General features: G+C 67.6%; 21 protein-coding genes. 9 read left to right on the forward strand and 12 right to left on the reverse strand.

Features of this window, described 5'->3' with window-relative positions:
* The first annotated feature begins 99 nt into the window (after positions 1 to 99).
* The 7 genes from ACNFBT_RS20325 to ACNFBT_RS20355 are packed head-to-tail and all read left to right on the forward strand — an operon-like array spanning position 100 to position 6,148.
* Positions 100 to 444 carry a hypothetical protein gene (locus ACNFBT_RS20325; protein WP_416752412.1) on the forward strand — a complete coding sequence of 115 codons (345 nt, stop codon included), beginning with the start codon at positions 100 to 102 and terminating at the stop codon, positions 442 to 444.
* Positions 434 to 1,054, forward strand: coding sequence for a Dabb family protein (locus ACNFBT_RS20330; RefSeq protein WP_416752413.1), 621 nt, complete (start codon positions 434 to 436; stop codon positions 1,052 to 1,054). Before ACNFBT_RS20325 ends, ACNFBT_RS20330 begins: the two co-directional genes overlap by 11 nt.
* A gap of 13 nt (positions 1,055 to 1,067) precedes the next feature.
* Positions 1,068 to 2,045, forward strand: coding sequence for an NADP-dependent oxidoreductase (locus ACNFBT_RS20335; RefSeq protein WP_416752415.1), 978 nt, complete (start codon positions 1,068 to 1,070; stop codon positions 2,043 to 2,045).
* A 16-nt stretch (positions 2,046 to 2,061) separates the two neighbouring features.
* Positions 2,062 to 2,877: an SDR family NAD(P)-dependent oxidoreductase gene (locus ACNFBT_RS20340; RefSeq protein WP_416752416.1), complete on the forward strand. Its 816-nt coding sequence runs from the start codon at positions 2,062 to 2,064 to the stop codon at positions 2,875 to 2,877.
* Between the two features lie 11 nt (positions 2,878 to 2,888).
* Positions 2,889 to 3,803, forward strand: coding sequence for an alpha/beta hydrolase (locus tag ACNFBT_RS20345; protein WP_416752417.1), 915 nt, complete (start codon positions 2,889 to 2,891; stop codon positions 3,801 to 3,803).
* Positions 3,804 to 3,813: 10 nt separating this feature from the next.
* Positions 3,814 to 4,920 carry a 3,4-dihydroxy-2-butanone-4-phosphate synthase gene (locus ACNFBT_RS20350; RefSeq protein WP_416752419.1) on the forward strand — a complete coding sequence of 369 codons (1,107 nt, stop codon included), beginning with the start codon at positions 3,814 to 3,816 and terminating at the stop codon, positions 4,918 to 4,920.
* A 1-nt stretch (position 4,921) separates the two neighbouring features.
* Positions 4,922 to 6,148, forward strand: a complete 1,227-nt coding sequence (locus ACNFBT_RS20355; RefSeq protein WP_416752421.1) for an NADH:flavin oxidoreductase — start codon at positions 4,922 to 4,924, stop codon at positions 6,146 to 6,148.
* A 104-nt stretch (positions 6,149 to 6,252) separates the two neighbouring features.
* Here ACNFBT_RS20355 and ACNFBT_RS20360 read toward each other — a convergent pair whose 3' ends face one another.
* From ACNFBT_RS20360 to ACNFBT_RS20370, 3 genes are all read right to left on the reverse strand, one after another.
* Positions 6,253 to 8,163 (reverse strand): tyrosine-protein phosphatase, encoded by a 1,911-nt coding sequence (locus ACNFBT_RS20360; RefSeq protein WP_416752423.1) that lies wholly within the window; start codon positions 8,161 to 8,163, stop codon positions 6,253 to 6,255.
* Positions 8,164 to 8,334: 171 nt separating this feature from the next.
* Positions 8,335 to 9,714, reverse strand: coding sequence for a DUF1329 domain-containing protein (locus ACNFBT_RS20365; protein ID WP_416752425.1), 1,380 nt, complete (start codon positions 9,712 to 9,714; stop codon positions 8,335 to 8,337).
* A 25-nt stretch (positions 9,715 to 9,739) separates the two neighbouring features.
* Positions 9,740 to 11,362, reverse strand: a complete 1,623-nt coding sequence (locus ACNFBT_RS20370) for a DUF1302 domain-containing protein (RefSeq protein ID WP_416752427.1) — start codon at positions 11,360 to 11,362, stop codon at positions 9,740 to 9,742.
* 254 nt (positions 11,363 to 11,616) lie between these two features.
* Between ACNFBT_RS20370 and ACNFBT_RS20375 the strand changes: the two genes are divergently transcribed.
* Complete coding sequence (locus ACNFBT_RS20375) at positions 11,617 to 13,380, forward strand: FAD-dependent oxidoreductase (RefSeq protein ID WP_416752429.1); 1,764 nt, start codon at positions 11,617 to 11,619, stop codon at positions 13,378 to 13,380.
* Positions 13,373 to 14,251, forward strand: a complete 879-nt coding sequence (locus tag ACNFBT_RS20380; RefSeq protein WP_416752431.1) for an SDR family NAD(P)-dependent oxidoreductase — start codon at positions 13,373 to 13,375, stop codon at positions 14,249 to 14,251. The genes ACNFBT_RS20375 and ACNFBT_RS20380 overlap by 8 nt, the downstream gene beginning before the upstream one ends.
* A 120-nt stretch (positions 14,252 to 14,371) precedes the next feature.
* Here the strand turns inward: ACNFBT_RS20380 and ACNFBT_RS20385 are convergent, their stop codons facing one another.
* From ACNFBT_RS20385 to ACNFBT_RS20425, 9 genes are all read right to left on the reverse strand, one after another.
* On the reverse strand, positions 14,372 to 15,436 hold the full coding sequence (locus ACNFBT_RS20385) for an ornithine cyclodeaminase (protein ID WP_416752433.1): 1,065 nt from the start codon (positions 15,434 to 15,436) through the stop codon (positions 14,372 to 14,374).
* Positions 15,437 to 15,734: 298 nt separating this feature from the next.
* Complete coding sequence (locus tag ACNFBT_RS20390) at positions 15,735 to 16,223, reverse strand: Lrp/AsnC family transcriptional regulator (RefSeq protein WP_152222979.1); 489 nt, start codon at positions 16,221 to 16,223, stop codon at positions 15,735 to 15,737.
* 121 nt (positions 16,224 to 16,344) lie between these two features.
* Positions 16,345 to 17,688, reverse strand: coding sequence for an APC family permease (locus ACNFBT_RS20395; protein WP_416752435.1), 1,344 nt, complete (start codon positions 17,686 to 17,688; stop codon positions 16,345 to 16,347).
* 110 nt (positions 17,689 to 17,798) lie between these two features.
* Complete coding sequence (locus tag ACNFBT_RS20400; protein ID WP_416752437.1) at positions 17,799 to 18,542, reverse strand: N-formylglutamate amidohydrolase; 744 nt, start codon at positions 18,540 to 18,542, stop codon at positions 17,799 to 17,801.
* Positions 18,526 to 19,869: a glutamine synthetase gene (locus ACNFBT_RS20405; RefSeq protein WP_416752439.1), complete on the reverse strand. Its 1,344-nt coding sequence runs from the start codon at positions 19,867 to 19,869 to the stop codon at positions 18,526 to 18,528. The genes ACNFBT_RS20400 and ACNFBT_RS20405 overlap by 17 nt, the downstream gene beginning before the upstream one ends.
* Before the next feature lie 15 nt (positions 19,870 to 19,884).
* The gene (locus ACNFBT_RS20410) at positions 19,885 to 20,526 is read right to left on the reverse strand and encodes an isochorismatase family cysteine hydrolase (RefSeq protein WP_416752441.1); all 642 of its coding nucleotides are present in this window, start codon (positions 20,524 to 20,526) and stop codon (positions 19,885 to 19,887) included.
* A 2-nt stretch (positions 20,527 to 20,528) separates the two neighbouring features.
* Positions 20,529 to 21,386, reverse strand: coding sequence for a MurR/RpiR family transcriptional regulator (locus tag ACNFBT_RS20415; RefSeq protein ID WP_416752443.1), 858 nt, complete (start codon positions 21,384 to 21,386; stop codon positions 20,529 to 20,531).
* A gap of 426 nt (positions 21,387 to 21,812) precedes the next feature.
* Positions 21,813 to 22,733 (reverse strand): M14 family metallocarboxypeptidase, encoded by a 921-nt coding sequence (locus ACNFBT_RS20420; RefSeq protein ID WP_416752445.1) that lies wholly within the window; start codon positions 22,731 to 22,733, stop codon positions 21,813 to 21,815.
* Positions 22,734 to 22,986: 253 nt separating this feature from the next.
* Entirely contained in the window at positions 22,987 to 23,736 is a 750-nt protein-coding gene (locus tag ACNFBT_RS20425; protein WP_416752447.1) for a Mut7-C RNAse domain-containing protein, read from the reverse strand.
* Positions 23,737 to 23,776 lie beyond the last annotated feature (40 nt).

The raw sequence follows: 23,776 nt of genomic DNA on the forward strand, positions 1-23,776 counted from the left end.
GCAAGCCAGGGCGGTAATGGCATCGTCTGAATGGACGATGGCTGGGGAGGAGGGGATCGATTTACTGGCCCGCACAACAACAAGACGCGGGATTTCGCGATGATCCGCATACTCGATGAGATCACCCTCGATGCCGAGCACATCGACAGGGTGATGCAGGACCTGGCCGAACTTTATCTGCCGTTGTGCCCCGAGCGTGGCCTGAGCCTGGAACAGCGCTGGGTGTCGCCGCCGGTGGCGGTACCGGGGCAACCCAATACCCTCTGGCTGCTCTGGCAGGTGCCGGATGTCTGGGGTTACTACGGTATGCGCAGCCGCCTGGGCGCGCAGGAGATGCAGTTCTGGGCGCAGGTGGACGGCCTGTGCCTGAGTCGCCGGCGGCATGTGCTGGGCGATGCCGGCCAGCCCCTGGAACACCAGGGAGGGCTGAGCCATGTGGGCTGAAAGCGTACAGCTCGACCTCGCGCCCGGCGCAAACCCCTCCGACCTTGCGACCTTGCTGCGAGAACGCCTCGGCGACCTGCCGGGCTTCCGGCACCTGGCCCTGGGCGCCAACCTGCCCGGCAGCTGGGGGGCCTCGGACTGCACCCTCGATCTGCTCTTTGAACGGGACCCCGGCCACGCCCTGGCCGAGCGTCTGGCGCACCTGCCCGGTGCCGCCCGCCTGGAACGCCACGCCTACCGCCGCATCGGCGGCGGCCTGCGCGAGCCGCAACTGACCGGCGGCATCTGGCGCACCCTGCTGCTGCACGTCAAGGCCGATGCCGCCCCCGGCCAGCGCGAGGCGCTCGAACGCGACCTGCTGCGGATGCCGGCGTACATGCAGGGCATCCGCAACTGGCAGCTCTCCGAAGTCATCGGTGATAGCGGCTGGACCTACGTCTGGCAGCAGGAATTCGCCGACCTCGGCGACCTGCAGGGCGAGTACCTGGCGCATCCCTATCACTGGGGCTGGGTGGATCGCTGGTTCGACCCGGAATTCCCTGAATGGCTGGTCGACTCGATCGCCCACGCCTTCTGCCCCTTCGACAGCAGCCTGCTGAGCCAGGCCTGATGGAGTCCATCTGATGCGCGCGGTGATCATTCAAAGCCTCGGCGGCGCCGAGGTCCTGCAACTGGCCGAGGTCGAAACGCCACGCCCCGGCCCCGGCGAAGTGCTGGTGCGGGTCCGCCATGCCGGGGTCAACCCGGCCGACTGGAAATGCCGCGAGGGCTATCTCTCCGGCTTCTTCGAATACCGCTTCCCGCTGGTGCTGGGCTTCGACCTTTCCGGCACGGTCGCCGAAGTGGGCGAGGGCGTGGACGACCTGCCGGTCGGTACCCCGGTGTTCGCCCAGAGCGACATCGGCGCCGGCAAGTGGGGCTCCTACGCGGAATACGCCTGCGTCTCCCGTGACTCCGTGGTGCGCATGCCGCAGTCGCTGGACTTCGCCGCCGCGGCGGCGGTGCCGACCCCGGCCCTGGCCGCCTGGGCCGGCCTGTTCGACGAGGGTGGTCTGCAAGCCGGCCAGCGCGTGCTGGTGCATGGCGGCGGAAGTGCGGTGGGCGGTTTCGCCATCCAGCTCGCCCGGCATGCCGGCGCGCGGGTCGCCACCACCTGCAGCGCCGACAACCGTGAGCACGTCGCCGCGCTGGGCGCCGAGTGCGCCATCGACTACCGCAGCGATGACATCGACGCGGCACTGCGCAACTGGTCCGCCGAAGGCGTCGACCTGGTGCTCGACTGCATCGGCGGCGGCAGCCTGCCGGACGCCCTGGGGCTGCTGCGCAGAAACGGCATCCTGGTCTCGATCCTCACCCTGGCGCCGGGCGATGCCGCGCCGGACCTGGCCGCCGCGCAACGCCTGGGCGTACGCATGGCGGTGGCCTACAGCCGCATGCCCAGCGGCGCCACCCTGCAGCGGGTCGCCGACCTGCTGGCCAGCGGCGCGCTGGTGCCGCCGCGCCTGGAGCAGTTGCCGCTGGCCGACGTGGCCGTGGCTCATACACGCCTGCAGCAGGGCCTGGCCCGCACCAAGCAGGTCCTGCTGGTAAAGGCAGACTGACACAAGAGGAATGACGATGAGCGTTCGACAAGGCCAAGTGGCCGTGATCACCGGTGCCGCCAGCGGTATCGGCCGGGGACTGGCGGAACACGCGGCGAAACTGGGCCTGAGCCTGGTGCTGGCCGACCGCGACCAGGCCGGCCTGGATGACCTGGCCGGTGAGCTGCGCGCAAGCGGCAGCCAAGTGCTGGCGCGGGTTACCGACGTCGCCAGCGAGGCTGACCTGGCGGCCCTGCGCGACGCCGCGCTGGCGCAGTTCGGCGGCGTCGACCTGCTGTTCAACAACGCCGGCGTGATGCAGACCGGCGCCAGCTGGGAACTGAGCGCGGCGCAATGGCAGCGCATGCTCGACATCAACCTGGTGGGCGTAATCAACGGCCTGCGCGTCTTCGTGCCGACCCTGCTCGCCCAGGGGCGTCCGGCCCACGTGGTCAACACCGCATCGCTCGCCGGCCTGCTCACCAGCCCGTTCCTGGCCGCCTACACGGTGACCAAGCAGGCCCTGGTGGCGCTGACCGAAGTGCTGCACCACGAAATGCTCGCCCTTGGCGCGCCGGTCGGCGTCTCGGTGCTCTGCCCGGGGCCGGTGGCCAGCCGCATCATGGCCTCCGACCAGGTGGGCGAGGGCGCCGGCGCCGCCCTGGGCGCCGTGCTGGAACAGAGCATCCGCCAGGGCATGCCGGCGGACGAACTGGCGCAGATCGTGTTCCAGGCGATCGACGAGAAGCGCTTCTGGATCCTGCCGCACCCGGACTTCAAGCCTGCGCTGCAGGCACGCATGCAAAGCATCCTCGACGAGACCAATCCGGTCTTCCTGATGGCCGACGTATAAAAGGAGTGACCATGGCCCTCGATCCCCACATGCAGGCTCTGCTCGACCAGTTCGCCGGCGCCTTCGCCCTGGACTTCGACACCCTCGACGCCACCACCTACCGCAGCTTCGCCGACCAGACCCTGGCCGGAGAACCCGTTGCACTGGCCGAAGTGCGCAACCTGCGCCTGGCCGATGACCTGCCGGCGCGGCTGTACCGCCCGAGCGGCGAGGCGGGCCTGCCGCTGCTGGTGTTCTTCCACGGCGGCGGCTTCGTCGCCGGCACCCTCGACACCCATGACGACCTCTGCCGTCGCCTGGCCCTGGCCACGGGCGCGGCGGTCGCATCGGTGGGCTACCGGCTGGCGCCCGAAGCGCGCTTCCCGGCGCCGGCGGAGGATTGCTACCGCGCCACCTGCGAGCTGGTGGAACGCGCCGCCGAACTGGGCGTCGATGCCTCGCGCCTGGCCCTGGCCGGCGACAGCGCCGGCGGCAACCTGTCCATCGCCGCGGCGCGCCTGCTCAACCAGCGCGGCGGGCCGCGCCCGAGCGCGCTGTGCCTGTTCTACCCGGTGACCGACCAGAGCTGCGGCACCGCCTCCTACCGCGAATTCGCCAAAGGCCACTTCCTCGAAGCCTCGATGATGCATTGGTTCTGGCGCCAGTACCTGGGCCAGTGGCCGGCGCCGCTGGATGTCCTGGCTTCGCCGCTGCACGCCGCCGACCTCGGCAGCCTGCCGCCGACCCTGGTGATGAGCGCCGAATGCGACCCGCTGCGCGACGAGGGCGAAGCCTTCGCCGAACGCGCCCGCGCCGCCGGCGCCGAGGTCGCCCTGGTGCGCGCCGAGGGCATGATCCACGGCTTCGCCAGCTTCGCGCCCTTCGCCCCCCGCGCCGCGGCCTACCTCGCGGAAGCGGCGGCCTGGCTGCGCGGCAACCTGGCCTGAGGAGACCAACATGACGCTGGACAGTCCGCTGCACCTGATCGAAGCCCTGCGTCGCGGCCAGCCGGTGGTGCTGGTCGACGGCGAGGATGACGGCGGCGACGGCATGCTGCTGCAGGCCGCCGAGTTCGTCGACGACGCGGCGCTGAACTTCTTCGCCCGCGAGGCGCGCGGGCTGATCTGCCTGGCGCTGACCGATGCGCGCTGCCAGGAACTCGGCCTCAAGCCGATGACCGACAACCCGCGTGGCGAAGGCAAGGGCTTCATGGTCTCCATCGAGGCCACCGAAGGCATCACCACCGGTATCTCCGCCGCCGACCGTGCGCGCACCGTGCAGGTGGCGGTGGACCCGGCCAGCGGCCCTGCGGACCTGGTCAGCCCCGGCCATGTTTTCCCGCTGCGCGCGCTGCCCGGCGGGGTCATGAGCCGCGCCGGCCACGCCGAGGCGGCCTGCGACCTGGCCCGGCTGGCCGGATTGCAGCCGGCGGCGCTGCTCGCCGGCATCCTCGACGAGGAGGGCGAGAACGCCCGTGGCGAAACCCTGCGCGCCTTTGCCCAGCGCCACGGCTTGCGCATGGGCGGCATCGCCGAGCTGATCCACCACCGCATCCTCCACGAAGGCACCATCGCCCGCAGCGGCGAATACCGCATCGACACCCGCCACGGCCCGTTCCAGGTGTACGCCTACCACGACGCCTTCAAGGACGTCGTACACCTGGCGCTGGTGCGCGGCGAGGTGAACCCGGCGCAACCGGTGCTGGTGCGCGTGCAGGCGGTGGAGACCTTCCGCGACCTGCTGGCCGGCGAACCGCCGCGCGGGCCGCAGCAATGGAGCCTGGACCGCTCCCTGGCGCACATCGCCGCCGAAGGCAGCGGCGTGCTGGTATTGTTGGCGCAGCAGGAAAGCGCCGCCGCCATCCTCGACCAGCTGTCCCACGGGCCGCGCCTGCAGGCACCGACTTTCCCCCAGCGTACCCTGGGCGTCGGCGCGCAGATCCTGCGCGACCTGGGCGTGCACCAGATGCGCCTGATGAGTTTCCCGGCTCCCTACAAGGCGGTGTCCGGCTTCGACCTGGAAGTCGTCGAGTTCGTCCCCTTCACCCCGGCCCAGGAGGCTTGAGATGACCCCGCAAGACGCGCTGGACAAGGTTTTCGCCCCCGCTCAACTGGCTGGGCTGGCCCTGCGCAACCGAGTGATCAAGACCGCCACCTTCGAGGGCATGTGCCCGGGCGGCATGCCCAGTGAGGACCTGGTCGCGCACCATGCGCGCATGGCCCGTGGCGGCGTCGGCCTGAGCACCGTGGCCTATTGCGGCGTGTCGCCCGACGGCCTGACCTTCCCCGACCAGATGTGGATGCATGAAGGCGTCTTTGCCAAGCTGAGCGAGCTGGCCGGTGCGGTGCACCGCGAGGGCGGGGCGGTGTCGGCGCAGCTGGCGCACTGCGGCTTCTTCAGCCGCAACCGCCCGCAGAACATCCCGCGCCCGCGCGGCCCCAGCGCTTGCATCAACCAGTACGGGCTGTTTTCCGGCGTGCCCTTCGCCGGTGCCATGGGCGATGCGGACATCCGCAAGACCCTGAAGGAGTACCACGACGCCGCGGCCTTCGTGAAACGCGCCGGCTTCGATGCCATCGAAATCCACATGGGCCACGGCTACCTGCTCAGCCAGTTCATCTCGCCGGCCACCAACAAGCGCACCGACGCCTACGGCGGCAGCCTGGACAACCGCCTGCGCCTGCCCCTGGAAGTGCTGACGGCGGTGCGCGACGCGGTGGGCGACGACTTCCCGATCCTGGCCAAGCTCAACCTCAGCGACGGCTTTGCCGGCGGCCTGGAGATCGACGAATCCTGCCGCGCCGCGCAGCGCCTGGCCGAGCATGGCCTGAACGCGCTGGTCATGAGCGGCGGCTTCACCAGCCGTTCGCCGATGTACCTGTTCCGTGGCGAAAGCCCGCTGCAGCAGATGATCCCGCTGGAGCCCAACCCGCTGCAGCGCACCGCGATGAAATGGTTCGGCGGCCGCCTGTTCGCCGACTCGCCCTACTCGGAAATGTACTTCCTCGACCAGGCCCGCCGCGTGCGCCAGGCCACCGACATGCCGCTGGTGTACCTGGGCGGCGTGAGCAGCCGCGACAGCCTGCAACGCGCCATGACCGAAGGCTTCGACTTCGTCGCCATGGGCCGCGCACTGCTGCGCGACCCGGATCTGATACGCAATATCCAGCAGCAGGGCGAGCGCTACGAGAATGGCTGCACGCACTGCAACCAGTGCGTGGCGAGCATGGGCTTGCCCGGTGGTATCCGCTGCGTGCTGAACCGGCCGGAGAGCTTTGCGGCGGTGCGCTGAGTCGTAGTTGAGGCATCGAGAAAAACGGCCTGCACCTTCCGGTGCAGGCCGTTTTCTTTTGCCTTCCCCTCAGAGGCCGGGCCGGCCCCCGAGGGTTGTTGCGCTCAGAAGGCGAAGCCCAGGCTGACGTTGCCGCTCAGGCCGTGGCTGTCGGAGCCTTGCAGGCCCTGCACATCGGCGCTGACGCTGACGGCGCCTGCGCGGGCGGTGAGGCCGGCGCCGACCTTGAACAGGTCGCGGTCGTTGAAGGCCGAGACCTGCTCCACGCCGAAGCCCTGGACCGCCCCGTGGCTCTTCACCTCGGGGTTGCCGAAGGCGTGCTCGTAGCCCAGGTTCAGCCCCGGCTCCAGGCTCCAGTCGCCGACGCGGGACTGGCCGAAGCCGAGGTTGAGGCCGCCGACCAGGCTGGTGACGGTCTTGTCGACGGTGTCGACGTCCAGGGCCAGCTCGCTGCCTTTTTCAGTGAAGCCGTCGAGGCGGACCTGGCTGACGCGCACGCCGAGGGTCGGCTCCAGCGTCAGGTCGCCGCTGTGGGTGCGATAGCCGAGGTTGGCCAGGGCGCTGTAGAGGCTGCCCTGGGTGTCGCCCTTGGCGCGGCCCAGGCCGTAGCCGAGGTCGCGGCGGCTGTCGTAGTCGATGTAGCCGGCGTCCAGGCGCAGGTCGGCGTAGGCGCCCTGTTCGAGGCTGTCGAAGGCGTAGCGGCCGCCCAGGGTGATGAAGGTGAGGTCGGCGTCGGCATCGGCGCCGGAGCTGGCCACGTCGCCGTTGGAGTAGCCGAAGCCGGCGCGGGCGCTGGTCTGGCTGTCGAAGCGGTGGGTCAGGCCGACCAGGGCGCCCTGACTGTGCTCGTTGCTGCTGGAGGCATGGGAGGAGCCATCAGTGCCGACGTAGCTGGCCAGCGCGCTCATCCACAGCTGGCTTTCGCCCTCGCGCAGGTCGCGGCCGCTGGCGTAGGGCGCGATGGCGCTGTCGATCTGCTGGGTCTGGCGCAGCAGGTGGCTGGCCGCGTCGGCGTGGATCTGCCCGCCGACGCGCTGCTCCAGGCCGCCCAGGCTGCCGGCGTCGATGGCCGATTGCAGGTAGTAGTTGTAGGCGCTGTAGTGGCCGGACAGGTCGCTGTCCTGCAAGGCGGCCAGCAGGCCGGCGCCGGCCGCGGCGTTACCGGCGAGCGCCGCCTGGCCGGGCAGGCTGCCGTAGCGCACCATCTTGCCGCGCAGCACGTAGAGGGTTTCCTGGTCCAGGCCCAGGCCTTCCTTCAGGTAGTTGTCGACCGAGCCATAGCTTGCCGTGATCTGGTCGAGACCGGCCTGCAGGTAGCTGGCGTCGACGCCCAGCAGCGGCCGATAGATCGCGGCGAATGCCGGGGCGCGCGCGCTGAGCTTGGCCAGGGTGGCCTCGATGCTGGCGGCGCTGTAGGTGTTGGTGGCCAGGTAGTCCTGCATGATGGTCGCCGAGTCGACACCGGCGATGGATTGCAGCATGGCGGCGGTCCAGCCGGTGCGGTCCTTGCCGGAGGTGCAATGGAAGATCACCGGGTCTTCGGCGGCGGCCAGTTCCATGAACAGTTCGCGGTAGCGCGCACGCTGGCCGGCGTCGGTGACGAAGTCGCGGTTCAGGTCGCGCATCCAGTTCATGGCGGCGGCGGGGCTGGTGAGGGGCGGGTTCACCTGCTCGCCGCCGATGATGTTGATGTTCCGGTAGCTGGCGCCGGCGGGAAGGGTATCCGGCGCCTGGGCGATTTCGCCGGGGGTTCTCAGGTCGAAGACTTCGCCGATCCCCAGTCCTTCGAGGATGGCCTTGTCATTGCCCTTGAGGGTCAGGGCGTTGGAGCGATAGAACACGCCGGAACGCATGACGCCGCCGTTGGCGGTGACGTCGGCCTGGGTGGTGCCGGCGACGTCGCGGAAGTTGTCCGCGCCGGCAAGGCGCGGAGTATTCAGCGAGAGGTCGTCGGCGAGGGCGGCGGTGTGCGGCAGGCAGAGCAGAGCAGCAGGGATTAGCAGTCGCTTGGCCACGAGGGATGTTCCTTATCGAGGGAGGGTGGTCATGACGCAATCGCGATGAGCCCGGGCGGGTCATGCACGGGAGCGTCATCGTTACAGGCGCGAAAACTGCGGCGCCAAAATGGAAATCTGGAGACGAAAAAAAGCCGGACGCCCCGGGAAGGGACGTCCGGCTTTGCTGGCTTACTGACCGAGCTTGCGCAGGTTGCTGGCGGTGAAGTAGCTGGCGTCGAAGTGAGCGTCGTTCAGGTGGGCGGTGCCGCCCATGCCGTTGACCAGGCGGTCGACCAGGTAGGAGCCGGCGATCAGGTCGTGGTACACCGCAACGCGGGCGTGGAAGGCCTGGATCTCGTAGGCGTACACCGAGGTCTGCACGTTGGTGCGCCACAGCTGGCCCTTGGCGTCGTAGTTGTCGGCCAGGGCGGCGGTCCAGCTGTCCTCGTCGAGGTACAGGCGGCGCTTGGCGTAGATGTGCCGGCTGCCCTGGCGCAGGGTGCCTTCCAGTACCCAGACACGGTGCAGTTCATAGCGCACGGCATCGGGGTTGAGGTGGCCGTTATTGGTGAGCAGGGCGTTCAGGTCCTGGTCCGGATCGTCGAGCTTGTAGTTGTTGTACGGGATGTACATCTCCTGCTTGCCGACCATCTTCCACTCGTAGCGGTCGGGGGCGCCGTTGAACAGGCGGTCCTCGTCCATCACGCGGAAGCCACCGGCGCCGTAGGGCGTGTCGTAGCCGACGGTGGGCGCGCGGCGCACGCGGCGGGTGCCGGGGATGTACTGCCAGCTCTGGCGGGGCTGGGCCACCGGGTTGCTGAACTCGTTGGTGAGGATGATCTCGCCTTTCTTGCGCACCGGTTCCAGGGTGCTGATCATCGCGTAGGCCTGGATGCCGTCGTAGGCCTTGGCGTCGCCGGTGGGGTTATCCCAGGGCGAGAAGATCTGGTAGTGGACCTTCTCGAACACACGGCTCTGGTTGGACAGGGTCAGGGCCATCAGGTAGGTGGCTTCTTCCTTCCAGGCGCGGCTGGGAAGGTTGTGGTTCCAGATCAGCTCGTAGCCGTTCTTCGGGATCGGGAAGGGCGAGGCGCCGTAGGCGTTGGCGACGCCATAGCCATCGCTGACCAACTGGGCATTCTGGGCGTTGTACTTGATGTTGTTTTCCACCGATTCCGAATAGCGGAAGTCGCGGTGGCTGGGGTAGACGACCAGCTTGTAGGTCTGCGGGTAGCGCTTGAACAGGGCCTTCTGGCCGTCGGACAGCTTGCTGGCGTACTGGTCCATGTTCTGCGCGGTGATGGTGAACAGCGGCTTCTCGTCCGGGTACGGATCGGGGCGCTTGTGGCCGGTGCCGTCGAATTTCACCTGGGGCGGCGCGCCGCGCCATTTACCGGACCACGCGGGGATGCTGCCGTCGGCGTTGCCGGCTTTCTCGGCGCCCATCGGGGTGAGGTCCTTGCCCAGGCGCGCGATTTCCTCAGCGCTGGCCTGGGCATGAGCGTTAAGGCTGGCTCCGGCCAGACCGATGGAAAGGAACAGGGGCAGCAGGCGGGTTTTGCACGTCATTTTCTTGTTCTCCTCGATATCAGGATCAGAAGCTGTATTTCGCGCTGAGCGAGACGTTGTCGCGGTCCGACAGGGCGGTTTCGCTCGGGTTGCCGAGGAACACGTTGTAGCGGGCCTCGATGGCGAAGTTGTTCAGGTAGCGCCAGGTGGTGCCGACGCCGAGGCGGTCGTCGCCTTCGCCCAGGCCGAAGCTGCCGGGCATCGACGAGTTGCCGTTGACGGCCTGGCTGAAGATGAGCGGAACGCTGAGGTCCCAGCCGTTGAAGATGTTGTTGTAATCAAGGGTGAGGTTGACGGTGTAACCCCAGGCGGACTTGTCGTAGTAGAGGGCGCTGGTGTTGGGGGTGTTGATCAGCGCGTAGCCGGCGCCGGTGGGGACGAAGACGTCGAAGCTGGGGGCCTTGTCGTTGCTCAGCACGCGGTTGTAGCCCACTTCGCCGGTCAGGGTGACGTTGTCGGCGAAGGGCTGGTTGCCGTAGGAGTGGATGAACGACATCAACGCTTCCATGGTCTTGGCGCGCACCGGGTGCGGTACCAGACCGGTATCCACCAGCACCGGCTGGCCATCGCGGTAGCTCAGTTCGCCGCTGACGTTGGTGTCGCCCAGCACGGTGGAGAAGCTCGCGCCGTACAGGTCGATGTTGTCGAAGTAGCGCACCTGGTACTCGGCCTGGTTCCAGTGGCTGAGGAAGTCCAGCTGCGGCGACTTGTCATGGAAGCGCACGTAGTACAGGCCGAACTCGGTGTTGGCCAGTTCCTCGGCGCTGTAGGTCATCGCCAGGCCGTACTGGCCGGAGTCGCTGGGCTTGTCGTCGCCAATGCGGCGGGTCATGCCGAAGGCGTCGCTGAAGCCGCCGCGGTCCATCTGGTCGGTGACCGAGAAGAAGCTGCCGACGCCGTCGATCTCGGTCTTTTTCCAGTCGTACTGGTAGTACGCCTGCACGCCGAGGGCGTCGGTGAGGCTGTACTGGACGAAGGCCTGGCCGACCGGGAGGAACAGTTCCTTGATCTCGATGCCGGGGGTGTTGGCCTTGGTCGCGTCCACCGGGCTCATCGCGCCGGAGATGCCGAAGCCGTTGAACAGGCTTTCACCCCAGCTCACCACCTGGTTGCCGACGCGCGCGTTGAGGGCGTGGCCGTCCAGGTCCCAGGTGCCGTAGCCGTAGGTGTCGAGCATGCGCACGCCGTCGCCGTGCTGGTCGACGGTGTCTTCGGGGAACTCGTCAGCCTTGGAGCAATGACCCGACGCGAGGCAGTTGGAGGTGCCGGTCGTGTTGTCGTTGCTGTGGTGGTAGACGTCGTCGTAGAAGCCGGTGGCGCGTGCGAACAGACCGAAGTCGTCGCGGAACTTGAAGTCGGCCTCGGTGAGGAAGCTGGCGCGGTTGTTGATCAAGCTGCCGCGGTCGAAGGCGTTGTTGCCGTCATCGATGTTGGCGATCGCCGGGTTGCTGCCACCGTTGGACAGCGCGTGGGCGCGCTTCTCGGTACGCCAGGCGAGGCCGTAGCTGACGGTGGTGTTCCAGTTGATCTTGAGGTCGTCGTTTACGTCGAACGAGAGTGCCTGGGCCTGGCTGGCCAGGAACAGGCTGGAGGCGCTGATCGCAACGGCAAGGGGCATCGGCTGGAAGGCGATTCTTATTCTTGTCATTTCGTCCTCTGCTCGGGCAGGCACGTTCGTCCAAACCCGGAACTGTGTTGGCGGGAGTGTGGCGGAGCCGACTATGTGGTCACCCGGATTCGCCAACATCGTCCGAAGGGACTAAGCCGGCTAGACAGGGTGCGAGCCGCTCTATGAGCCCTTCCGGGCTAGTCCCATCGGACGATGTTGATGCCGCTGGCCTGCGCGAAAAATCGGTTCGATGCGTGGGTCGGACCCACGCCAGTTCCCGGAGAAAACAGCGCATGAACGCAAGGGCGAGCGGCCAGCGGAGCCGCGAGTGGGACCACGAATGTGACGTTCTGGTGGTGGGCAGCGGGGCCGGTGGCATGACCGCCGCGCTGCGCGCCCGCGACTTCGGCATGGACGTGTTGGTGGTGGAGAAGAGCGACCGTTACGGCGGCACCTCGGCGGTGTCCGGCGGTGGCATCTGGATTCCCTGCAACCATCGGATCGCCGCCCTCGGGGGCCAGGATTCGCCGCAGGAAGCGATTCGCTACATCCATGCGGTGACCCGGGATCTTGTGACCGACGGCCGCATCGAGGCCTACGTCGAACACGGTCGGCGCATGGTCGAATACCTGGAGGCCAACAGTCGGGTGCGCTTCGAGGCGCAGCCCGAATACGCCGACTATTACCCGGAAGTTCCGGGGGGCAAGCCGGGCTTCCGCTCCATGGACCCGCTGCCGTTCGACGCCCGTGAGCTGGGCGAGGAGTTCGCGCGGATGCGCGAGCCGTCGCCGGGCACCCTGATGATGGGGCGCGTGGGCATGACCATGAAGGAAGCGCGCGTGCTGCTCTGCCGCGGCCCCGGCTGGATCGGCTTGACGATGAAGATTCTCTGGCGCTACTGGCGCGACCTGGGTGGACGCCTGCGCTCCAAGCGCGACCGCTTCCTGACCCTGGGCAACGCCCTGGTCGCCGCGCTGCGCCGTTCGCTGCTCGATCGCCAGGTGCCGCTGTGGCTGGAGGCGCCGCTGCAGGGCCTGATTGAGGAAGACGGTCGGGTGGTGGGCGCCGAACTGCTGCACCAGGGCCGCCCGGTGCGGGTGCATGCCCGCAAGGGGGTGGTGATCGCCGCCGGTGGTTTCGAGCGTAACCAGGCGATGCGCAGCCAGTACCACCCGCAGCCGTCGCAGAGCCAGTGGAGCGCCACACCGCCGTACAACAGCGGCGACGGCATCCGCGCCGGCCAGGCACTGGGCGCGGCCACCGCGCTGATGGAGCACGCCTGGTGGGCACCGACCACCCATGTCGAAGGTGAGGAAAAGCAGCGCGCGCTGTTCGTCGAACGCACCCTGCCGGGCTGCGTGCTGGTGGATGCCGCCGGCCAGCGCTTCGTCAACGAAGCCGCACCCTACACCGACATCGTCTACGCCATGTACGAGCACGACTCCGAACAGGCGCGCAGCGTGCCCTGCTGGATGGTGTTCGACGCCGAGTTCCGTCGCAAATACCCTTGCGGCGCCTTGCTGCCCGGCTATGCGCAACCCGACAGCCGCCTGCCCAAGCATCTGCACAGCTACTACCACAAGGCCGACAGCATCGCCGGGCTGGCGGCGGCCATCGGCGTCGACGGCGCCGGCCTTGCCCGCACCCTGGAGCGTTTCAACCACTTTGCGGCGCTGGGGAAGGACCCGGACTTCCACAAGGGCGAGTCGGCCTTCGACCGCTACTACGGCGACCCCACCGTGCAGCCCAACCCCTGCCTGGCGCCGCTGCTCAAGGCGCCGTTCTATGCGGTGCAGATCAACGCCGGCGACATCGGCACCAAGGGCGGCCTGCTCACCGACGTGAACGCCCGCGTGCTGCGCGACGACGGCAGCGCCATCGACGGCCTGTACGCCATCGGCAACTCCGCCGCCTCGATGATGGGCACCACCTATCCCGGTGCGGGCTCCACCATCGGCCCGGCGATGACCTTCGGTTTCCTCGCCGCCGAGCACATCCAGCAACAGGCCGAGCAGACTCGCGCCCGCACCGCCCAGGAGGCCTCGAACAATGTCTGAACAGACTCCCCGTATCGCACTGGTCACCGGCGCCAGCCGTGGCGTCGGCAAGGGCATCGCCCAGGCGCTGGGCGCCGCCGGCATGACTGTCTATGTCAGTGGTCGCTCGCTGCAGTCCGGCGCTGCCACGCTGCATGGCCAGGTGATGCACGGTTCCATCCATGAAACCGCGGCGGCCATCGACGCCGCCGGCGGCAAGGGTATCGCCGTGCAGTGCGACCACGGCGACGACGAGCAGGTCCGTGCGCTGTTCCAGCGCATCGAGGCCGAGCAAGGCCGCCTGGACCTGCTGGTGAACAACGTCACCTTCATTCACGAGCAGTTGATCGAGCCCGGCCCGTTCTGGGAGAAGCCGCTGCAGCTGGTGGACATCCTCGACGTCGGCCTGCGCTCGTCCTACGTTGCCAGCTACTACGCCGCGCCGCTGCTGCTGCGCGCGCCGAAGGCGCTGGTGGCCTTCGTCTCCTCGTTCGGCGCCGGCTGCTACATGCACGGCCCGGCCTACGGCGCGCAGAAGGCCGGGGTGGACAAGCTGGCGGCGGACATGGGCATCGACTTCGAGAACAGCGCGGTCGCGGCCGTCTCCCTCTGGCTCGGCCCACAGCTGACCGAGCGCACCGCCATCGCCGGCCAGGCCAAGGCCGAACAGTACGAAGCCTTCCTGGCGATGGCCGAGACACCGCAGTTCAACGGGCGGATCATCCGCGCGATGCTGGATGACCCCAAGCTGTCGGAGCTCTCCGGGCAGACCCTGGTCAGTGCGGAACTGGCGTTGCGCTACGGCATCAAGGACAGCGACGACCGCCAGCCGCCGTCCTGGCGCGATCAGCTCGGCGGACCGCGTGTGCAGCATCCGGCACGGGTGATGTGATCCGCTGCGGCGGGGAGGGTGATCCCGTCACTTTCTCCGTTGCCCGCCGACCGGTGCTTTCCATGAAGCACGCCAAAAACCGGACCCGATCATCGGGTCCGGTTTTTTCGTAATGCAGGATCAGGCGATGCGGCGCAGCCCTTTGCGTCCCTTGTTGGCGCGGGTGTGGCGGAACAGATCCTTGGGATCGTTTCCCTCGTCATCCTCGCCCCAGGGCACCAGGTCGATGCGCTGTCCGAGGTTCAGCCGGCTCGCCTGCTCGTTGACGTAGCGCAGGGCGGAGTAGTCCTCCAGCGCGAATCCGACCGAGTCGAAGATGGTGATCTGCTCTTCGCTGTCGCGCCCCGCGACCTGGCCGGCCAGGACGCGCCAGAGGTCCACCACCGGGAAGTCCGCCGGCATCTGCTGGATCTCGCCCTCGACCCGCGACTGCGGCTCGTATTCGACGAACACCTTGCCGGCGCGCAGCACGTCGGCGTGCAGCTCGGTCTTGCCCGGGCAGTCGCCGCCCACGCCGTTGATGTGCATGCCGGGCTCGATCATCTCCGGGGTCAGAATGGTCGCGTAGGCCTTGTCGGCGGTCACGGTGGTGACGATGTCGGCGCCACGCACCGCTTCTGCGGTGGAGCTGGCGCGGGTGATCTTCAGGTTCGGGAATTCGGCCAGGTTGCGGATCAGCTTTTCGGTCGCCTGCGGGTCGATGTCGTAGACCGCGATTTCCTCGATGCCCAGGTGGAAGTGGAAGGCCAGCGCCTGGAACTCGCTCTGCGCGCCGTTGCCGATCAGCGCCATGCGCCGGGAGTTCGGGCGGGCCAGGGCGCGGGCGGCCATCAGCGAGGTGGCGCAGGTGCGCAGGGCGGTCGCCACGGTCAGCTCGGACAGCAGCACCGGGTAGCCGGTCTCGACGTCGGCCAGCACGCCGAAGGCCATGACGGTGTAGAGCCCGCGCTGGGTGTTCTGCGGATGGCCGTTGACGTACTTGAAGGCGTAGCGCACGGGATCGGAAACCGGCATCAGCTCGATGACGCCGATGTCCGAGTGATTGGCCACGCGGGCGGATTTGTCGAAGGATTCCCACCGCACGAAATCCTGCTGGATGGTGTCGGCGAGCTCGCCGATGAAGCGTGCGACTCCGATCTCCTGCACCAGTTGAGACATCGTGGGGACGTCGACGAAGCGAGTCATGGCGGGACCTCCAGCTAGATTGATTGGTATTGGAATTTCAGCTTTGGTATCCCGAACGCCAATGTCTCGAGCGGCTTCGCCAGGGGCTTGCAACAGGTGGTCCGTGGCCGGCCGGAGGAGGGCCATTGCACGTGTGGGATGCCGCCATTCTCCCACCCGCTCTGGGGAAATCCCGGCTGTAATGCCGGGGTGCGCCGACCGATCCGGCTGTATTGCGTCCCTCGTACAGCCGATTCTGCTGTGGAGGATGGGCCTGGCGGAGGGGCCGTTTTACGGTCGGCAACAGGGTGCGGTGACGCTATCTGGCCGACTCTTTGATGGTCGTCAGTTCGGGGTGGGCGACGAGCTTGTCGATGTGCAGGCTTTCGTCATTCAGCCAGGTCTCGGTAAGGGCGCGGTAGTGCTCCATGTCCCGGCAGCGCATGCGCACGCTGTAATCGAAGGTGCCGCTGATCAGCTGGCAGTGCAGCACTTCCGGGCAGGCGATGACGCAGGCCTCGAAGGCCTTCTGCGCGGTGCGCCCGCTCTGGTTCGACAGGGCGACCAGCACCAGCAGCGACAGGCCCGAGGCGATTTTCTGTTCGTCGATGACGGCGCCGTAGCCACGGATGATCCCGTGCTTCTCCAGCTTGCGTACGCGCTCCTGGCAGGGACGCGGGGTGAGATGCACCAGGGAGGAGAGCTTGCCGTAGGTGATGCGACCCTGGTGGCGGAGGATCCGGATGATCTCTTCGTCGATGCGATCCAGCGTGAATGACGACGCGGTGTCCTGGTCTTTCGTGCTCATGGTTTCTGCGTTCTGGTTAAGCGGAAAGGGCCGCCGGACGCGCTCTATCCAGCGGCGTCCGGCGGCCCTTGCCTTTATGGGGTAACGCTCTGTGGTCTGTCAAAGACCGCCGCAGGCTCGATCAGATCTCCCTGGCCAGCTCCGCACCATTGCCACGCCGGTTCAGCACGACGAGGTAGACCAGGCCGAGCGCGATCCAGCCAATCCCCAGCGACTGGGCTTCGACGCTCATGCTCACCAGCACGTAGGCGATGATCACCAGGCCGATCAGCGGGAAGACCAGGTGCTTGAACACCTGCCCGGTCTTCTGGCGGATGAAGTAGTGATTGATCACCGCGACATGCAGCAGGCAGAAGCCCGTCAGCGCGCCGAAGTTGACCAGGGAAGTGAGCACGTCCGGCGAGTCGAGGAAGTAGATGCCGATACCCAGCGACAGGACGCCCACCAGGTACAGGCTGATGTGCGGGGTCTGGTATTTCGGATGCACCTTGGCCAGCACGCGCGGCAGCTTGCCGTCGCGGGCCATCGAGTAGAGCAGGCGGGAGACGGCGGCCTGCGAGGTGATCGACACGGTCACGCCCCAGGCCAGCGCGGTGGACACCGCGGTCAGCGTGGACAGCCAGCTGCCGCCGGCGGCTTCGGCAATCTCGTAGAAGGCAGTGTCCGCCGACTTGAACGTCATGCCCGCGGCCAGGTCGGTGGCCAGCCAGGTCTGGACGATGAAGATCCCGCCCATGACGAACAGGGCGATGAGGGACGCGCGGCCGATCTGCCGCGCCGGGTCGCCTTTGACTTCCTCGGCGAGCGTGGAGATGGCGTCGAAGCCCAGGAACGACAGCACCGCGATGGACACCGCCTTCATCACCAGCCCGAGGTTGAAGTGCTCCGGCTGCAGCAGCGGCTCCAGGGTGAGGCGACCGTTGCCCAGCCCGCCTTGCAGCGCCTGGTAACCCACGATCAGGAAGATGGCCAGCACCACCAGTTCGGCGATCAGGAACAGCAGGTTGAAGCGTGCCGCCAGGGTGATGCCGCGCAGGTTGATGAGGGTCGCGGAGACCAGGAAGATCAGCATGAACGTAAGCTTGGGGACCGCCGGGAACAGGTGGTTCAACGCCAGGGCGCTGAACACGTAGAGCAGCGGCGGGATCAGCAGGTAGTCGAGCAGCAGCACCCAGCCGGCGATGAAGCCGACGTTGGGGTGGATGCCGCGCTGGGCGTAGGAGTACACGGAGCCGGCGATGGGGAAGGCACGGGCCATGGCGCCGTAGCTGAGCGCGGTGAAGAGCATCGCCACCATGCCCACCAGGTAGGCCATGGGGACCATGCCATGGGCGTCCGCGTGGACCCAGCCGTAAACGCCGAAGGGTGCGATGGGGATCATGAAGATCATGCCGTAGATCACCAGGTCGCTGAGGGTGAGACTACGGCGGAGTTGTTGCTTGTATCCGAACTGTTCGATAGCCACGGGTAAATTCCTCTGGGAACGGCAGCCTTAAGGGTTCGGCGCTCATGCGCTGATTTGTTCTTGTTGTCGGAACCTCCCGGCCCTCGAACGGGTTGAGCCGGGTGGGGTCCTCAGAGCCAGGGAGCCAGGCGTTCCGCCCAGGTCTCCACCCCTTGCGGGGTCCGCAGTCCGTCATTGCGGATTTCGATCAGCACGGCGTCCACGCCGCGTTCGTCGCCATGAACAGGGACGGTCATGTCCTCCAGTGGGTCGATGACATAGGGTTGGTTCGAGCCGATTGCCTCGCCGCTCTGGCGCAGCCCGCCGATGATGCGGTTGGCATAGGCGTCGGCCTTGCCGAAGAGCACCCCGGCGACCCAGGGGCGGGTCTCGCCCCGGTACTTCGGGGTGAAGCTGTGCACTCCGACCAGCCTCGGCGCGCGTTGCGCTTCAAGGCGCTCGTCGATCAGCTCGGTGAGCTGCCGGTGGAAGGGCTCGAAGATGCTCGCAACGCGCTCCTGCCGGGCAGCGGCAGTCAAACCCTGGTTGCCGGGGATCGGGTAGATCTCGCTGTGCTCGGGAATGGCGTCGGGGGCTTCCAGCGGCCGGTTCAGGTCGATCAGCAGGCGCGAGTAATTGGCCACCAGCAGCGTGGCGTCGAGGCGGGCCGAGAGCGCCTCGGCCAGGGCCAGCGCGCCGATGTCCCAGGCGATGTGTTCGCGTGCCGCCTCGTCGTCCAGGCCCAGTTGCCGCAGCTCCTCGGGGATGAAGCGGCTGGCGTGCTCGCAGACCAGCAGTACGGGGCTCTTGCCCCGTGGGTTGACGATCTCGAACGGCGGGCGCCGGTAGAAGCCGGATTCAGTAGAACTTTGCATAGGATTCACACAGTTGTTCTTCGCTGAGGTCGCGGGTCAGGGCCAGTTCCTGCCGCTTCATGGCGAAGTAAGTTTCCAGCAGAGCGGACGGCAGTTCGTTGCACAGTTCGCCGTCTTCCATGAGCAGTCGCTGGGCTTCGTCGAGCGAGCCGGGCAGGGCCTTGATGCCGAGTCTTTCGCGGTCCGCCGCGCCGAGGCTGTGCGGGTCCACGTCGGTCACCGCCGACAGCGGCAGTTCCTGCTCGATGCCCAGGCGACCGGCGATCAGCACGGCGGCCATGGCCAGGTGCGGGCTCGCGGTGGCATCCATCGGGCGGAATTCGAGGTTGAACTGGCGCGCTTTCGGCTTGCCGCCGATCTCCACCACCGGGCAGATGCGCAGCGCCGCTTCGCGGTTGCGCAGGCCCAGGCAGGCGTAGGCGGCGCTCCAGTGGTGCGGTTTCAGCCGCAGGTAGGAAACGGCGGTCGGCGCGGTGAGGGCGCAGAGCGCGGGCAGGTGGCGCAGTACGCCGGCCGCCCAGTGTTCGGCGAGCTTCGACAGGTTGGTGGCGCTGGCCTCGTCATAGAACACCGGGGTGCCGTCCAGGCGTTGCAGGCTCAGGTGCAGGTGCACGCCGTTGGTCACTGCGCCGGGGGCGAGCAGGGGAGTGAAGCTGCTGCGCCAGCCGAACTGCCGGGCGATCTCGCGGGTCACCTCACGCACGTTCACGGCGCGGTCTGCCGCCGCCACACCCTGGGTCGGTCGGCAGGTGACTTCATATTGGTTGCGGCCGTATTCGGGCAGGAACATTTCCGGCTCCGCGCCGATCTGCTCCAGCGCGCTCATCAGCCAGCCGCCGAAGTTGCCGGTCTGCCGCTGGGCCTGCAGGGAGAAGGCGGCGGCGTGCTCGTCCGGCAGGCCGAGCAGGTTGAACTCATGCTCGAAGGCGGCGGTGACCTGCAGGTCGAGTTGGCGATAGCGGGCGATCTCGTCGCGCAGCAGGGTGCGCGGGCACACCGGCCAGGGCGAACCGTCGGTCAGCACGAGATCGCCATGCAGGTAGTCCAGCGGCGCGGCCTGTTGATCGGGGCCGCTTTCCAGGCGCACCCGGCTGGCCGGGTCGGGCAGCAGGCGCAGGTCGCCGTGGCTGCCCCAGGGGTTGTCCTCGGCGATGATGTCCTGGGGCGTCAGCGCGCTGTTGGCGGGTACCCAGCCGCAACCGGTGGCCAGTTGCTCGGCGACTTCCGACTCGGGGAGCGAACGGCCGCGGGTGATGCCGCAGAGATCGGTGGTGACGAAGCTGGTCAGGCGCATCGGGGTGCCGCGATTGTTATTGTTCTGGCTCATGGCGTTCTCCTGGCTTCAGGCCAGCGCAGCGATTCGTGCGAGCACGGTGTCGGTTTCGGCGATCCAGCAGTAGCCCTTGATCGCGTCGAGACAGGCCTGGTGGCGCTCGGGGGTGTGGGTGGCGCAGGCGTCTTCCACCAGGGTGACCAGGTAGCCGCGGTCGGCGGCATCGCGCACCGCCATGTCGACGCACTGGTCGGTGACCACGCCGCAGACGATCAGGTGGCGGGTGTTCAGGTTGCGCAGCACGTAGTCGATGGCGGTGGAGTTGAAGACGCCCGAGGAGGTCTTGGGCAGGACGATTTCGTTTTCCGCAGGCGCCAGGGCGTCGATGACCTGTGCATCCGGGCTGCCCTTGGGCAGGTGCATGTCGGACAGCTTGTGGTCCAGCGAGCGGTCACGCCCGTCGGCGGTGAGGCTTTCGATGATGGTGTGCAGGACTTCGCCGCCCACCTCGCGCATCGCGGCCAGCAGGCGCTGCTGGTTCGGCACCACGGTCGCTTCCACGCGATCGTAGAAGTAGCGGTGCTCAAGCGGATCGACGTGAGCGTCGCGGCCGGGCACGACCCAGGCATTCTGCATGTCGACGAACAGAATGGCGGTCTGGCCGGGCGTGAACGGGAGGTCGCGGGGCGACTGGTGGGGCAGGCTGAACACGGTTATTCCTCCAGGATGTGGCTGCCGAAGGCAGCACGCAGGTGATCGATGCCTTCGAGGCGTTCATCGAGGTGGCCGTCCATGCGCGCCACCAGGCTGGCAATCAGTGCTTCGACCTGGGCCGTGGCGGGCACCAGGGTGTCGAAGGGCGAGGGCGACTCCACCGGTGCGCTGACGATCAGGTCGGCGAACTCGCGCAGCGGCGAGTCGTACACGTCGGTGAACAGCACCACGCGCGCGCCGCGAGCCTTCGCGGCCTTGGCCACGCCCAATGCCTGGGCCTGGTAGCGGCGGTAGTCGAACACCACCACCAGCACCTGGCGGTCGATGTCGTTGAGTTGGTCCGGCAGTGCGGCGCCGTCGTCCAGCAGCAGGCAGCCCGGGCGCAGCATGCGCAGGTGCGCCACCAGATAACCGGCGAGGAAGCGGCTGAAGCGACCGCCGTGGCAGAGCACGCGAACGCGCGTGTCGAGCAGCCAGTCGCCGAGCAGGCGGATGTCGTCGGCCTGGGTCAGCGCCAGGGTGCGCTGGATGCCTTCGCTGGCGTCGCTGAGGAAGTTCGACCAGGCGTCGTTGTGGTTCATCCCCTCGCGGCGCCCGGCGAGCAGCGTGCGCGGCGAGCGCAGGCGGTCATCCACTTCCGCCATCAGGGCGTTCTGGAAATCGCTGTAGCCGGCGAACCCCAGTTTCTTCACCAGGCGCAGGATGGTCGGGTCGCTCACGCCGGCCTGGCGGGCCAGGCGCGACATCGGTCCCAGGCCCAGGCGCGGGTAGTCGTCGAGCAGGGCACGCAGGACCTTGCGCTCGGCTTTGGTGAGATCGACTTCAGGGGAGTTCAGGCGGTCTTTGAGTGTGAGCATGGTGGCGTCCCTTGGTGTGCTCTATTTGTATAATGCGCTTCATAAATTGGCAATACGTTATTTTTGGTAGTGTTCACTACATTGCGGCGGATGCGTTCCGCGAACCGGAGGAGGCGGGCGTCAGGCAGTGGTTTTCCAGCGTCGGTGCAGTGCAGGTGAGGCTGCACGGAACGCATTGCACGTCCGGCGATGGGACTGGCGCGGAGGAGCGTAGGGCGTATAACGCTCCGCGTTATACGCCGATTGGCCTCGGACTCCGGTCTGCTCGGCGTTGAGCCTGGCATTGGGGTTGTCCCAGGCTCGACCACGAAGTTGGCGATGGGATGGGCGTATCGGCGTACAACCGCGAGCGGTTGTACGCCCTACGTGAAGTTTGACTACGACACTCAGCCTGGGCTGCCGGTCCGTAAGGTTCCGGTGCCGGCCTCAGGCATGCGCCAGGGCGTAATCCAGTGCTGCGCAGACGGCGACAATCTGCGCGTCATTGCATTGTTGGGGGCTGGTGCGCGGGCTGTCCGGGTAGACCTCGGTGGTGCTGGTGTAGCGCGCGCCGGTGATGGATGTGCACAGGGCGTATTCCGTCAACGGGTACTCGATCACTCCGCGTGCGACCACCGCAGAGCCGATGATCTCGCCCTTGTCGTCCGGCGGCGCGATGTGGGTCACCCGCTCGACCGCGGCGATGATCGCCTGCTGGAAGGCCGGTTGCGGGTTCTCGCGGTCATCGACCAGGTAGAAACCATCCGGAACCCGCTCCGGCTCGTGCGCCTTGCCATCACGCGCGGCCAACGCCGGGGTGAACTCGCTGGCGTCGCTGTCGGTGGTCTCGTGCAGGTCGATGTGCAGCAGGAACTGGCCGCGCAGCGGGGCGACCAGTTCGATCAGCGCGGTGGACTCGCGGGCGGGGCCACCGGCGCGGAAGTTGCGGTTCGGGTCGATGGCATCAGGGTTCCAGCGGTTGATGCGTTCGTAGCCCCAGGGACTCACGCAGGGCGCCACCAGCAGGTTGGCCTTGCCGGCGTACTCGATAGCGCGTTGTTCCAGGAATCCCAGCGCGCCCATCACGCCGCTGGTTTCGTAGCCATGCACACCGCCGGTCACCAGGGCAGCGGGCAGCGCGGGGTTCCAGTCGCGGCTGCGCAGGGCGTACAGGGTGTAGCTCTCGCCGGCATAGTCGAGCCGGCCATAGGCGATTTTCTCGAAACGGTCGGACAGCGCCTCGATGCGCGGCAGCACGTCCTCGTCGTAACGGCGCAGGCGCGACTGGCGTGCCCGCCACTGGTTTCGCTCGGTTTCGCCCCAGGGCTGGCCAGGGGTTCCCACGGGGTAGAAGGCGGCCGTCGTCATCGTGCGCTCACTGGCTGAGGAAACAGGTCTGCCACTGTAGCACCGGCGCTGCCGAGGGTTGATTCCATTGCACTTGCCGGAGCCACAGGATCTCCGGAAACGTAGGGCGTATAAGGCTCCGCGTTATACGCCGATTGGCCTTGGCTGCCGGTTTGATCGGAGTTGAGCTTGGCATTGTGCCTGCCCCTGAATTGGCCACGCAGTCGACGATGGCATGGGTGTAGCGGCGTACAGCCGCGAACGGTTGTACGCCCTACGAAAGACCGCTGTGCAGCAACGGCTCCAGCAACGCCCGCATGCTGCGCCAGTGGGAGCCTTCCCAGAACACCTGGTCGCAGTGGTCGCAGGAGAGGAACAGTGCATGCCGCTCGGCCACCGTTGGCGGCACGCGGGTGCGGGCCTGTTCCGCCGGCAGTTCGTGCAGCGGGTGGTTGCAGCGCAGGCAGCGGCTGAAGGGGCGGGCGCTGCGGGCCAGGTCCAGCCGTTCGAACAGCTCCACCAGTTGCTCTCGTGGCTTGCGCGCGTGCAGGTAGCAGCCGTGGCTGATGATCCTGCGCTTGAGCAGCTCGCGGTCGCGGGTGAGCACAATGCGTCCCTGGTGCGCGCTGATCTCGGCGATCTCGCCGTCGTCGAAGGCGTTCTCGTACAGGGTGTCGAAGCCGCTCATGCGCAGCAGTGCCGCGAGGCCGCCCAGGTGGGCGTCGGCGACGAAGCGCAGGACGCGCAGGGGGCTGGCCCGCACGCGCAGCAGCGGGCTGATGTCCAGGCGCTCGAACATGGGGTAGACCGCCAGGCGGTCGCCATCGAGGATCGCACGGTCGAAGTCCACCGACTCGCCGTCGAGCAGGATCAGCTCCACCTCGGTGTGGGGCACGCCCAGGGCCTCGATCATGTGCTTGACCGTCGCCCCGTCCGGGCAGGCGCAAGCGAACTCGCACCGGCGCCGGCCGGCGGGCAGGAAGTCGTTGAGCTCCTCGTAGAAGCGGAAGATGGCGCGGTTCATGCCATTGAGTATGGCAGCCGCGAAGGGGCGGAGCCTGGGC

The organism is Pseudomonas sp. NY15181 (assembly GCF_048068055.1).
Taxonomy (GTDB): Bacteria; Pseudomonadota; Gammaproteobacteria; order Pseudomonadales; family Pseudomonadaceae; genus Pseudomonas.

Bases quoted from the DNA above. Each gene is read 5' to 3' on its own strand.
- ACNFBT_RS20325 (WP_416752412.1), top strand. From the start codon at position 100: ATGATCCGCATACTCGATGAGATCACCCTCGATGCCGAGCACATCGAC.
- ACNFBT_RS20330 (WP_416752413.1), top strand. From the start codon at position 434: ATGTGGGCTGAAAGCGTACAGCTCGACCTCGCGCCCGGCGCAAACCCC.
- ACNFBT_RS20335 (WP_416752415.1), top strand. From the start codon at position 1,068: ATGCGCGCGGTGATCATTCAAAGCCTCGGCGGCGCCGAGGTCCTGCAA.
- ACNFBT_RS20340 (WP_416752416.1), top strand. From the start codon at position 2,062: ATGAGCGTTCGACAAGGCCAAGTGGCCGTGATCACCGGTGCCGCCAGC.
- ACNFBT_RS20345 (WP_416752417.1), top strand. From the start codon at position 2,889: ATGGCCCTCGATCCCCACATGCAGGCTCTGCTCGACCAGTTCGCCGGC.
- ACNFBT_RS20350 (WP_416752419.1), top strand. From the start codon at position 3,814: ATGACGCTGGACAGTCCGCTGCACCTGATCGAAGCCCTGCGTCGCGGC.
- ACNFBT_RS20355 (WP_416752421.1), top strand. From the start codon at position 4,922: ATGACCCCGCAAGACGCGCTGGACAAGGTTTTCGCCCCCGCTCAACTG.
- ACNFBT_RS20365 (WP_416752425.1), bottom strand. From the start codon at position 9,714: ATGACGTGCAAAACCCGCCTGCTGCCCCTGTTCCTTTCCATCGGTCTG.
- ACNFBT_RS20370 (WP_416752427.1), bottom strand. From the start codon at position 11,362: ATGACAAGAATAAGAATCGCCTTCCAGCCGATGCCCCTTGCCGTTGCG.
- ACNFBT_RS20375 (WP_416752429.1), top strand. From the start codon at position 11,617: ATGAACGCAAGGGCGAGCGGCCAGCGGAGCCGCGAGTGGGACCACGAA.
- ACNFBT_RS20380 (WP_416752431.1), top strand. From the start codon at position 13,373: ATGTCTGAACAGACTCCCCGTATCGCACTGGTCACCGGCGCCAGCCGT.
- ACNFBT_RS20385 (WP_416752433.1), bottom strand. From the start codon at position 15,436: ATGACTCGCTTCGTCGACGTCCCCACGATGTCTCAACTGGTGCAGGAG.
- ACNFBT_RS20390 (WP_152222979.1), bottom strand. From the start codon at position 16,223: ATGAGCACGAAAGACCAGGACACCGCGTCGTCATTCACGCTGGATCGC.
- ACNFBT_RS20400 (WP_416752437.1), bottom strand. From the start codon at position 18,542: ATGCAAAGTTCTACTGAATCCGGCTTCTACCGGCGCCCGCCGTTCGAG.
- ACNFBT_RS20405 (WP_416752439.1), bottom strand. From the start codon at position 19,869: ATGAGCCAGAACAATAACAATCGCGGCACCCCGATGCGCCTGACCAGC.
- ACNFBT_RS20415 (WP_416752443.1), bottom strand. From the start codon at position 21,386: ATGCTCACACTCAAAGACCGCCTGAACTCCCCTGAAGTCGATCTCACC.
- ACNFBT_RS20420 (WP_416752445.1), bottom strand. From the start codon at position 22,733: ATGACGACGGCCGCCTTCTACCCCGTGGGAACCCCTGGCCAGCCCTGG.
- ACNFBT_RS20425 (WP_416752447.1), bottom strand. From the start codon at position 23,736: ATGAACCGCGCCATCTTCCGCTTCTACGAGGAGCTCAACGACTTCCTG.